This window comes from Frondihabitans sp. 4ASC-45, from assembly GCF_049472575.1.
In the GTDB taxonomy this organism is placed as follows: domain Bacteria; phylum Actinomycetota; class Actinomycetes; order Actinomycetales; family Microbacteriaceae; genus Frondihabitans.
This window is the reverse complement of the sequence record NZ_JBCEBN010000015.1, coordinates 1-12,298: the sequence shown is the minus strand read 5'-3', so window position 1 is coordinate 12,298 and position 12,298 is coordinate 1. Positions and strand designations below refer to the sequence as shown.

Sequence of the window (12,298 nt, the reverse complement as noted above, 5' to 3'; positions counted from 1 at the left end):
CTTACCCGAGCACAGCGCGTGAGATCACAACCCGAATTCCGCGATACCCGATCGCGCCGTCCACCTTGCTTACCCGGCAGTTCTTTTGGTGTGCGCTCGCCCGGCTATGGCGCTCAGCTGAAGGCTCCCGAAAGCCATGCCCGCACCCTTTTCTGCGCCCGATTTCTCTGCGCCGTCGACTCCGCCCGAGTCGTCATTGCGACCCCGCACGCGTGCCCGCACGAGAAAGCGCCTTCACGTCGCCGGTGCGGCGCTCGGCATCGCCGCCTTGGCCGCCGCGGCGCTCCCGCTGCAGAGCGCCTTCGGTGCGACCGACACGACCGCCCCGTCGGCGCCGAGTAGCCTGGCCACCTCCTACTTCGGCGGTGTCGGCGCCGTCGTGACCTGGGGCAAGGTCTCGGCCTCCGACCTCGCCACCTACCGCGTCTACCGGTCGACGTCGACGAGTGTGACCACTTCGTCGACGCTCGTGGCCTCGACCACGGCCGTCAAGGTGACCGACCCGGCGGCGACCGGCGGCACCTCGTACTTCTACGCCGTCGCGGCGGTCGACAAGACCGGCAACGTCTCGAAGCTCTCGAGCGTCAAGAGCATCGTCGCTAAAGACACGACCAAGCCCGATGCGCCCGCGAGTGTGAAGGCCTCCGTCTCGGCCGGAAGTGTCTCCCTCGACTGGGCCGACAACGACGAGCCCGACCTCAAGGGGTATTCGGTGTCGCGTGCCACGTCGTCGAGCGGCACCTACACGCTGCTCACCTCGAGCCCGCTGTCGACGTCGCAGTTCACCGACTCCCAGGCCCCCTCGGGCACGAAGTCGTATTACCGGATCACCGCGGTCGACCTCACCGGAAACGTGTCGAGTGCGACGAGCGCAACGGCCACCCGCCCGGCGGGTGCGCCGGTCGCGCCGGCAACGCCGACGGGCTTCTCGGTGAAGCTCGGCTCGGGCAACGTGCCCGCACTGTCGTGGACCGCCTCGAGCGGTGCGACCGGCTATGTGCTGTCGCGGGGAACGAGTGCCGGCGGATCCTTCTCTCGGATCAATGCGTCGTCGCCCACCGCCACGAGCTTCTCGGATGCCGGCGCCCCGGCCGGCGCCACCTCGTACTACACGCTGACCGCGACCAACGCCGTCGGCTCGAGCTCGGTCGTCACCGCGAGCGTCGTCGTTCCCGGCGACACGACACCCCCGAAGGCGCCGTCGAGCCCCAAGGTCGTCGTCCTCGCCACGGGTGGAGTGACCGTCACCTGGAAGGCCAACACCGAGGCCGACCTCGCCGGCTACCTCGTCACCAAGCGCAACGGCGACGAGGTCTACGTGCCGTACCTGCCGACCGGCAGCGCCAAGGCCCTGGTCGCGACGACCTTCACCGACGTCTCGGTGACGGAGGGGGAGACCGACTACTACCGGATCCGCGCGGTCGACACCTCGGGCAACACCTCCTCGTACCTCGCCGTGACGGCCAACAACCCGAACGTGGCTCCCGGAGCGCCGTCGTCGTTCAAGGTGACCCAGGACGCCACGGCCGGTCTCGACCTCGCCTGGACTGCGCCGAAGGACCTCGACGTCGCCGGCTACTCCGTCTCGCGCAGCACCGCCTCGTCGGGCACCTACGTGCTCCTCTCCACCGTCTCGACCGCCGACGCGGGCGTCTCGCCGCGCTTCGTCGACTCGAGCGCCCCCAAGGGCGTGACCGTCTACTACCGGATCACCGCGCGCGACACGGTCGGCAACGTCTCGAAGGCGAGCAGCACCGTCTCGGGCACCTCGCTCACCACCCCCATCCCGATCCCGCTCGTGCAGACGGTCCTGACCGTCGGCCCCCAGGGGCTCTTCCCGACCATCACGGCGGCGCTTGCCTCCATCCCGAAGTCGTCGCTGGCGAACTACCGCGTCGACATCGCGCCCGGCACCTACGACGAGTCGTTCGAGATCGCGCAGTCGAACGTGACCCTGCACGGACTGGGCGCCAAGCCCGGCGACGTCGTCATCCGCTCGGCCCGCGCCTCCGGCAGCTCCGACCCCGACGAGCCCGAGTCGACCCTCGGCACCGCGGGCAGCGCCGTCGTTTTCGTGACCGGCTCCAACATCACCCTCGACCACCTCACCGTCGCGAACACCTTCGACGAGGCCGCGAACCCGCAGATCACCAGCGCGCAGGCCGTCGCCCTCCGCGTCGAGGGCGACCGGTTCGTCGCCGACACCGTTCGTCTGCTCGGCAACCAGGACACCCTTCTGGCCGACACCCCGAAGCCGACCACCAGGATCCGCCAGTACTACGTCGACAGCTACCTCGAGGGCGACGTCGACTACCTCTTCGGTGCCGGTACCGCTGTCTTCCAGCGCGACACCTTCAATTCGCTCGACCGCGGCAAGGCGAACAACGGCTACTTGACCGCTGCCAGCACCGACAAGGGCAGCAAGTACGGCTTCTTGATCACCGACAGCAAGGTCGTCAGCAACGCTGCCGCCGGCACCATCAACCTCGGCCGCCCGTGGCACCCGAGCGCCGACCCCTCGGCCCTCGCCTCCGTCGTGGTGATGAACACCTGGCTTCCCGCCGCCGTCGACACCGCCGCCCCTTGGGACGACATGGCGTCGACCAACTCCGCCGGCGTCAAGGTCAACTTCACCTGGCAGAGCGCCCGCTTCGCCGAGTTCGGCAACACCGGCCCCGGCGCCACCGTCAACGCGAACCGCCCGCAGCTCACCGCCAAAGACGCGGCTAACGCCACCCCGGACAAGTACCTCGCCGGCAAAGACGGCTGGAACCCCGTCACCGCGGCGCCCACGGCCGTCCCGACCACCCCGACCGACCTCGTCGCCGCCCCCGACTCGCGGGTCGTCCACCTCACCTGGAGTGACGACACCTCGGCCGCCGTCACCGGATGGAACGTGCTGCGCGCCGACGAGACCGGTGCCTTCTCGAAGATCGCCTCGGTCGACTCCCCGACCTTCAGCGACACGACGGTCGTCAACGGCGCCACCTACCGCTACGTCGTCGTGGCCACGTCGCGCACCGGCGTCTCGTCGCTGCCGTCCGCCGCTGTGACCGCGGTCGTCGCCGCCGCACCCCTCGTGACCGACATCACCGTCGATCCCGCGGGCACCTCGGATGGGGCCACGCACTTCACGACCTTTTCCGACGCACTCGCCGCAGCCCCGGCGGGAACAGCGACCGACCCGACCGTCATCTCGCTCGCCGCGGGCCGCTACGCCGAGTACGACACGATCCAGAAGCCGTACACGATCGTGGTCGGCGCAACGGGTCGCGCCTCCGACGTCGTCATTACGGGCAACCGCGCCGCGGGCACCCCGACCGGCACCTCGACGAACGGCGTCGCCGACACCTACGGCACCTCGGGCAGCGCCACCCTCGTGATCACCGGCAACAACGTGCAGCTCCGCAGCCTCACCGTCGAGAACTCCTACGTCGAGGGCACCTATGCGAACGGCCAGGCCGTCGCGCTCCGCACCACCGGCGATCGCCTGACCTACGACAACGTGCGTCTGCTCGGCAACCAAGACACGTGGTACGCCAACAGCCCGTCGTCGGCCACCCCAGCCCGCTCGTACTTCCACGGCGGCTACGTCGAGGGTGACGTCGACTTCATCTTCGGACGCGGCACCGTCGTCATCGACGACTCCACGCTGAAGGCGCTCGACCACGGCACCTCGCCCAACGGAGCGGTCACCGCGGCCAGCACCGACCTGTCGCAGAAGTTCGGGATCCTGATCACGGGCAGCCGCATCATCGGCAGCGCCCCCGACGGCTCTCAGAACCTCGGTCGCCCGTGGCAGCCCGGCAAGGCCCAGGCCGACGGCACCTCCGTCGCCGACACCAACGCCGTGGCACAGGTCGTCGTGCGCGACACCTGGCTCGGACCGGTCGTGAGCTCCACCCAGACCTGGACCAACATGGTCAACAGCGGCATCACCACGCAGTGGCAGAGCGCGCGATTCGGCGAGTACGACAACTCGGGCCCAGGATCCGGCGTCTCCGCCACCAGGCCCCAGCTCTCTGACGCGCAGGCGTCCGGCTACACCTCCGCCACCTACCTCGCCGGCTCCGACGGCTGGAACCCGGTCGTCGACCCCGCCGCCGACATCGCTCCGGCGAGCGTCACCGGTCTCGTCGCGACCCCCGCCGAGAAGCAGGTCGGCCTGTCGTGGAACGACTCGGTCGAGGCCGACGTGACCGCGTACCGGGTCTACCGCTCGGCCGGCTCCGACGACGTCGAGGTCGATGCAGCCCACCTGGTCGCCGAGGTCGCCAAGCCGACCTTCGTCGACAAGGGACTGACCAACGGCACCGAGTACCACTACCTCGTCGTGGCCGTTGATCGCGCCGGCCTCGTGTCGGACGGGGCGAAAGCCTCGGCCACCCCCGCCGTCACGCCTCTCGTCGCCGACCTCACGGTCGCCGCCGACGGGTCGGGCGACTACACGACCCTGCAGCAGGCGCTGACCGCGATTACCGCGGGAACGTCGACCAAGCCGAAGGTGATCCTCGTCGCGCCCGGCACCTACCGCGGCGTCGTCTCGTCGGCCAAGGCCAACGTGATCATCGCCGGCACCACCGGAAACGCCCGCGACGTCGTCCTGACCTTCGACAACGCCAACGGCACGGCGAGCTCCGCCTCCACTTGCCCCGCGGTCACGGCTGCGACCTGCGGCACCGCGGGCAGCGCCACCGTCACCCTCAGCGGTGCCGGTGTGCAGGTGCGCGATCTCACCATCCGCAACTCGTTCGACAGCGCCTCGCACCCCGAGATCGGCAACTTCAACACGCAGGCCGTCGCCCTCCGCGCCACCGGCGACCGCCAGGTGTACAGCAACGTGCGACTCCTCGGCGTGCAGGACACCCTGAACGCCGACGCCAACGGCAACATCTCGGCCGACGGCTCGGGCTACCCGCGCCAGTACTACGTCAACAGCTTCATCGAGGGCAACGTCGACTTCATCTTCGGTCGCGCGACGGCGGTCTTCGACCGGACGACGATCCATGCCACCGCCCACAACGGCGGCACCATCTTCGCGCCGAGCACCGCGAGCAAGTCGCACGGCTACCTCGTCGTCGATAGCCGCATCGCGAGCGACAACGACGGTTCGTTCGCCCTCGGCCGCCCGTGGCGCTCCTGGAGTGACGGGGTCTACGCCGACAACTCGCGCGGCGAGACGACGATCAAGAACACCTGGATGTCGGCCGGCATCTCGACCGCCCAGCCCTGGGTCGACTTCGCGCCGAACGTCTGGACCGACGGCCGCTTCGCCGAATCGGGCACGACCGGACCGGGTGCGACCACGAACGCGAACCGGCCCCAGCTGACCGTCGCCCAGGCGGCGCAGGCCACGCCCGCGATCTACCTGGCCGGCACCGACGGCTGGAACCCCGTCGTCGACCCCGCCACCGCTGCCGCGCCGTCCGCCCCCGTCGGCGTCACGGCCGGTGCCGGGAGCTCGCAGGCCGTGCTCGCCTGGCAGGAGAGCACCGAGGCCGACGTCGTCGGCTACCGGGTCTACCGTCAAGGCGACCTCGTCGGCACCACGACCACGGCCGGTTACACGGCCACCGGCCTGACGAACGGGCAGTCGTACGACTTCCGGGTCTCGGCCATCGACTCGGCGGGCAACGAATCCGCCCTCTCCACCGTGGCGACCGTGACCCCGAGCCTCCGTATCGACGCCACCGTCGAGGCCGGCACCCGGTATCCGACGCTGCAGTCCGCGGTCGACGCGGCGACCGGCACCGCCCCCTGGGTGATCAAGGTCCAGCCCGGCACCTACACCGGCACGACCACGATCGCGCGCTCGAACGTCACGATCATCGGCGCGGGCGCAGGATCCTCGGACGTCACGCTGACGAACACCACCGCAACGCCGACCGTCGGCATCACCGGATCGAACGTCACCGTCTCGAACGTGGGCATCGCGAACACCTCCGGCGTCAGCAACGGCCCGGCGGTCTCCATGACCGGCGACAAGGTACTGCTCACCGGCGTCGCTCTCAGCGCCACCGACCGGGCCGTGTGGGCCGACGTTCCGACCGCCGGGGCGACCAGCCGCCAGCTGATCGAGTCGTCGACCATCCAGGGCGCGACCAACATCGTCCTCGGTCGTGCCACGCTCGTCATCCACGCCACGACAATCACCCCGACCCGCACCTCCGGCACCGTCTTCATCCCGTCGACGACAGCCGCGGGCGGCAACGGGATCCTGGTCATCGGCGGGGCGATCACCCCGGCCGCCGGAGTGAGCGACGTCCGCCTCGGCGGCCCGTACGCCCAGGGCACGACGACCGCGGCGAACGCGCCGCAGGCCATCGTGCGCGACACCGCCCTCGGGGCCGGAATTAAGTCGGCGCCGTGGCAGGACTTCAACGGGTACGCGTGGCTCAACGCGCGCTTCGCCGAGTACGGCAACACCGGAGCCGGCTCGACCGTCACCGTGTCGCGCCCGCAGCTGTCGCCCGCGGAGTCGACGACCGTCACGGTCGCGAACTGGCTCGGCGCGCCGACCTGGTACCCCGCGGTCGCCGACCCGGCCACCCCGGCCGACGTCACGGCTCCGGCGCCGGTCTCGGCGCTCGCGGCCAGCACGGGCGACCGGTCGGCGACGCTGACCTGGACGGCTCCGGGGGACAGCGACCTCGGCGGGTACAACGTCTACCGGTCCACCGGGGCGAGTGTGACGCCGTCGCAGGCGACGCTCGTCGGATCCTTGGGTCTGGTCACCAGCTTCACCGACACCGGGCTCGTCAACGGCACCGCGTACACCTACGCCGTGGTGGCCAAAGACGCCTCGGGCAACCGTTCCTCCGCAGTCACGGTTTCGGCGACTCCCGCCGACACCGCGCCGCCGGCGGCCCCGGTCGGTGTCGCGGGTGCCGCGGCCGACTCGAAGGCGATCCTCTCGTGGACTCCGAACACCGAGTCCGACCTCGCCGGCTACAACGTCTACCGCGATGGCACGAAGGTGAATGACAGCCTCCTCACCGGTGCGACGCGCACCGACCAGGGCCTGGCGAACGGAACCGAGTACTCGTACCGGGTGACCGCGGTCGACGTCTTCGGCAACGAGTCGGCTCTCTCGGCCGCCGTGACGGTGACGCCCGCCCCGGGCGACAGCATCGCCCCCGCGGTTCCGTCAAAGCTGCAGACCCTGCTCGGCAAGGGCTCCGTCACCGTGAGCTGGGCCGCCGACTCCGACGACGACCTCGCCGGCTACGACGTCTACCGCGTCGCGGGCACCGGAGCTGCGACGCTCGCGGGTTCCACCGGGGCCTCGACGACCAAGTTCGTCGACTCGACCGTCGTCATCGGCACCGCCTACACGTATTCGGTGGTCGCTCGGGATGCCTCCGGCAACGCCTCGCTGGCGTCGTCCGGTGCCACGGCGACGCCGATCAAGGTCGACTACGTGGTCGCGGCTGACGGTTCGGGCGACGCGACCTCGATCCAGGCGATCCTCGGCCAGGTCGACGCGTCGGGTGCACTCGTGGCTGCCAGCCCGGGCCTCCTCGCCAACAACGCCGACTACGCCGCGCAGGGCTACCGCACGATCCTGGTCCAGCCCGGCACGTACACCGGCCCGATCGTGAGTGGTAACCGCTACGGCGTGAACATCGTCGGCGCCACCGGGGATCCTTCGGACGTCGTCATCACCGCCCCCGGCGGAACCGTCGCCGCGATGACCATCTCGGGCAACCAGTGGACGCTGCGGGCGGTGACGCTGAAGAGCGTCGCCACCACGGCCGGCGCGCAGGCCACCGCGGTGCAGGTGAAGTCGGGCGACAAGCAGGTCTTCGACAACGTGCGACTGCTCGGTGACAAGCAGACGGTTCTGGCGTCGACGGCGAACGCGACGACATTCAGCCGCATCTTCATCACCTCGTCGTACATCGAGGGCGGGTCCGACCTGATCCTCGGACGGGCCGTCACCGTGGTGAGCCGCAGCACCATCCACGTGCTCGACCGGCCCGGCGCGACCCTCACCGACTCGTCGGTGGGCGCTGCCTCGCCGTTCGGCTTCCTGATCGCCGACAGCCGGATCCTGACCGATGGTGCCGCGAACACGGTCTACCTCGGTCGCCCGTATTCGACTCAGGGCCAGGCCCAGGTCGTCGTGCGCAACACCGAGCTCGGAGCCGGCATCGTCCAGACCAAGCCCTGGAACGACTGGGACGCCGTCACCACGTGGAAGGCGGGCCGGTTCTCGGAGTACCAGAACACGGGCGCCGGCGCGACGATCGTCGACCCGGCCACGCGACCTCAGCTGACCGACTCCGCGGCGACGGGCTTCACCGCCTCGAGCTACCTGGCCGGCACCGACGGCTGGAACCCGACCGCCCGATGAGCGCCTTGACTCTGCCCCGCCGCCTGGCCGCGGTGACCCTCGCGGTCGCCGTGGCCGGGAGCCTCGCCTTCCTTGCCGCTCCGGCGGCCCATGCCGACACTCTGACCGCGCCCGTTCCGGGCATCTCGGACACCTGCTCCTCTCTCGTCGTGAAGCCGAAGGGTTTCGTCGACAAGGGCGAGGTGCGGGTGGTCGTCGACGGAGAGATCCAGACCGACGGGTCGACCCAGCGTGATTCGTCGGGTGATGACTGGCGCGTGTTCAAGGGCAGCTTTCCGGGCGTCTACGACTTCGACCCGACCGTCGCACACCGCTACTCGGTCGATCTCAACTCGTTCGGCGCAGATTCAGCGGGGCGCGACTTCACACCGGGCTCAGGATCCGACGCGACCGTCTCGGGCATGACCACCCCGTGCTCGCCGGTCTCCCTCCGGGTGGCCACCACGAACTGCACCAACCCGGACCGCAGTGCGCAGCAGGGTCTCGATCTCAGCGTCGGGTCGCTCCGCCGCAGCACCACGTATCTGATCGAGGTGCTCGCCGGGGGAGAGGTCGTCAAGCACTTCGAGTTCCGTACCCAGCCGGAGATCACGAAGCACTTCTCCGGACTGACCGCGGGAGTCGACTACGTCGTGCGCGTCACCGACCAGTCGGACGACGGGCTCTCGACCGTCGAGAGCGTCACACTGCCCGGATGCGCCGGGCCGGTGAGCCTCGAGACCACCATCTCGCAGTGCACCGCGGTCGGCGGGTCGAGGTCGATCACGGCCGACATCGCTTCGCTCGTGACCGGTCGGGGCTACGACGTCGCTCTCACCAGGTCGGGTTCGGCCAGCGGTCAGCCCATCGTGTCGCTCGTCGGCGACGACCTCGACCACCGCGTCGAGTTCGCGGGTCTCGCCGTGGGCGCCTATCGCGTCGAAGTGAGCGACGACGCGGCTCCGCGCACGACGCGCAGCGCCGAGCTGCAGGTCGCGTCGTGTGCCGACGACCCCGCGCAGCCCGGTTCGCCCGCGTCTCCGGTGACTCCCGGGTCTCCTGTCGCTCCGGGCTCTCCGGTCACGTCTTCGCCGGCACCCGGTGCAAGTGGGACGTCCGGGTCGGCTGGATCCGCTGGATCCTCGAGCTCATCCGGATCGAGCGGGACGACTTCGGCGGCAGCCCAGGCGCGGCAGTCGGGCGGCACCACCTCGACGGGCTGGGCCAACCGAGCCTCTGACTCCGTTCGTTCGCACGTCGCCGTCAGCGTCGATGGCACCCCGGTCGCGATCGCCGCACCCGGTAGCGCGTCGGCACCGACCGCGGGTGCGCCGACCGCGGTGCTGGCCGCTCCCTCCGATTCGGCGCGGTCCGCGCTCCTGCCGATCGTCGCCGGTGTCGGCGGGGGCCTCGCCCTTCTCGGCGTCGGCGTCGGTGCGTGGCTGCTGTGGCGGCGGCGCCTGCCGGGCGGCGTGCTCTAGCGGCGCGACCTCGCGGCGAGGGAGGTCGCGCGAATCGGCCGACCTCGCGCGCCGCGGCGCTGTGACATCGGCCGATTCGCGTCGGGTCACCGGCGAGCCGTCTAGGGCAAGATGATCGTCATGGCGACTCCCACTCGAAGCGACCGTAGGCGACAGGCAACAGTTGGGGTGAGTGCCGTAATTGCAATCGTCGGCTCGTTCGTCGGGTCGGGCGTGCTCTTCGGCACTCCCATCGCCGAGGCCGCAGGTGGCGCGCTCGCCGCCGACGCCACACTGATCGCTCCTGGCACGGGTGCCTTCCAGATCTGGGGTCTGATCTACCTCGGCCTCGTCGCCTACGCGGTCTGGCAGTTCTTGCCAGCGCAGGCGACCGCGGAGAGGCACCGCCGACTCGGCTACCCGATCGCGTGGTCGCTCGTGCTGAACGTGGCCTGGATCCTGAGCATCCAGTTCGATCAGCTGTGGCTGAGTGTGCCCGTCATCGCGGCACTGCTCGTCTCGCTCGTCATCTCCTTCCGTATCGCCGCGACGACGAAGTCCGCGAGTGTTGTCGACGCGGTCGTCACCGACGGAACAGTCGGGCTCTACCTCGGCTGGGTGTCGGTGGCGACGGCCGCCAACGTCACCGCTCTCCTCGTCGCGGAAGGCTTCGAGGGCTTCGGCATCTCGCCCGATCTCTGGGCGGTCGTGATCGTCGCGGTCGCCGGCCTCGTGGGCCTCGCCGTGGCCATCCTCGGCCGCGGGCGCATCGCTCCGGCCCTGTCGCTCGGGTGGGGGCTCGCGTGGATCGCCCAGGCGCGGCTGTCCGGCTCGCCCGAGTCGACACCCACCGCGGTGGCCGCGATCGTCGCCGTCGTCGTCATCGTGGGCGCGACGGTCGTCGTCCGGCTGCGATCGGCGCGAGGAGCGGCGAGCACGACGCGAGCGTAGAGACAAGGATCCGCGGAACGCCTTCAAGGGTTACCTTTGAGGCGTGAACACCATCGGATCGGCGAAGCCCAGCGGGCGTCGGGAGGTCGTCGGCGGCATTTTCGCCGGCGGCAGGTAGCCCCGACCCTCCCTTCTCCGGCGTTCCCACCGCCGGCTTCCGATTTCTTGCGCCCTCGCGCGCCCTCTTCTGACTGGTGATCACCCGTGCTTCCTCTGACCGAAAAAACCATCCGCTCCTCGTTCTCGAACGCCTCCCGCAAAGAGGTCTCCGACCTGACGCTGCCGCCCTCGTTCGGCGAAATCGAGTGGGACGCCCTCGACTTCCTGGGCTGGCGCGACCCCAAGATGCCGCGCCGGGCCTACGCCGTGATCCCGTCCGCCGGCGACGGAGTCACCGCGATCCTCCTGCGGCAGGGCGACGTGGCGCCGACCGCTCGTGCCCAGTGCGCCTGGTGCCAGGACGTCACGCTGCCGAGCCCGGTCGTGTTCTACAGCGCCAAGCGCTCCGGGGCTTCGGGCCGCAACGGCAACACGCTCGGCACCCTCGTCTGTGCCGACTTCGAGTGCTCCACCAACGCCCGGCGCCGTCCGCCCGAGGCGTACCTCGGCTTCGACGCCGACGCCGCCCGTGACGAGCAGGTCGTGCGGCTGCGGTCGCGGGTGGCTGCGTTCGCTGCGTCGGTGTAGGTGCGGTTAGCCGACAGTCAGCATCGCTAACCGTTTCACGCATCGCGCACCGAATAAACGGTGGGTGATGCGTGAAACGGTGAGTGACGCGCAGCACGATGAACGACACCCGCGGCCTAGGCTGAGCCGGTGAGCACCCGACCCGCACCCGACGCCGAAGCGCGCGCCGAGAGCCTGAAGGAGCGCATCTACGTCACCTTCACGAGCCTCGCCGTGGTGCTCACGCTTCAATCGCACGCCTCCGAGACCACTCCGGGGCAGGCGGCGATCACGCTGCTCATCGCTGTAGTCGGCACCCTGCTCGCCGTCTTCGTGGCCGATCTGCTGAGCCACCTGACCGTGCATGCGAAGCTGCCGACCGCGCCGGAGCTCCGGCACATGATCGCGGTGAGCATCGGCTCGATCGGCGTCGTCGTGCTGCCGATGGTGTTTCTGCTGCTCGCGCAGCTCGACGTGTGGTCGATCGAAGCTGCGATCCAGGCGGCGGTCGTGGTGCTCATCGCGACGCTGGCCTTCGTGGGATTCCTCGCCGTCCGCCGGATCACCCTGCCGTTCTGGCAGAAGGCCGTCGTGCTGCTCGCCGAAGTCGTGCTCGGCCTCGCGGTGATCGGGCTCGAACTGCTCGCACACGGCTGACGGCGGCCCCTTCGCCTGGGCGAGGCCCGTTCAAGGCCCCGCGGGAGGTCGGCGGGTGTTATGAGGAGTCGGSGGGKGGKNCAGCACCCGGCGCATGTAGGGGCCCCAGAGCAGCGACATGATGCCGCGGAGCACGAGCCCGGCGCGCGGCCTTGCGAAGAAGGTGTAGGTCCAGTCGATTCGCGTGCCGCCGGGCACCTCGCTGTACTCCCACTCGGCGCGGGCGCCC

At 70.1% G+C, this 12,298-nt stretch carries 5 protein-coding genes; all 5 read left to right on the top strand.

Translation table 11 applies throughout. The features are described from left to right. Window positions 1-136: 136 nt before the first annotated feature. The 5 genes from VH571_RS16340 to VH571_RS16320 all read left to right on the top strand — a co-directional run bounded on the left by VH571_RS16340 (window position 137) and on the right by VH571_RS16320 (window position 12,069). Window positions 137-8,356, top strand: a complete 8,220-nt coding sequence (locus tag VH571_RS16340; protein WP_423265481.1) for a pectinesterase family protein — start codon at window positions 137-139, stop codon at window positions 8,354-8,356. Beyond that, window positions 8,353-9,816, top strand: a complete 1,464-nt coding sequence (locus VH571_RS16335; protein ID WP_423265480.1) for a hypothetical protein — start codon at window positions 8,353-8,355, stop codon at window positions 9,814-9,816. Before VH571_RS16340 ends, VH571_RS16335 begins: the two co-directional genes overlap by 4 nt. 168 nt (window positions 9,817-9,984) lie before the next feature. After that, window positions 9,985-10,746 (top strand): tryptophan-rich sensory protein, encoded by a 762-nt coding sequence (locus tag VH571_RS16330; RefSeq protein ID WP_423265479.1) that lies wholly within the window; start codon window positions 9,985-9,987, stop codon window positions 10,744-10,746. 204 nt (window positions 10,747-10,950) lie between these two features. Further along, window positions 10,951-11,433 carry an FBP domain-containing protein gene (locus tag VH571_RS16325; protein WP_423265478.1) on the top strand — a complete coding sequence of 161 codons (483 nt, stop codon included), beginning with the start codon at window positions 10,951-10,953 and terminating at the stop codon, window positions 11,431-11,433. Window positions 11,434-11,562: 129 nt separating this feature from the next. Then, window positions 11,563-12,069 (top strand): hypothetical protein, encoded by a 507-nt coding sequence (locus VH571_RS16320; RefSeq protein ID WP_233572921.1) that lies wholly within the window; start codon window positions 11,563-11,565, stop codon window positions 12,067-12,069. Window positions 12,070-12,298: the final 229 nt, after the last annotated feature.

Bases quoted from the DNA above. Each gene is read 5' to 3' on its own strand.
- VH571_RS16340 (WP_423265481.1), top strand. From the start codon at position 137: ATGCCCGCACCCTTTTCTGCGCCCGATTTCTCTGCGCCGTCGACTCCG.
- VH571_RS16335 (WP_423265480.1), top strand. From the start codon at position 8,353: ATGAGCGCCTTGACTCTGCCCCGCCGCCTGGCCGCGGTGACCCTCGCG.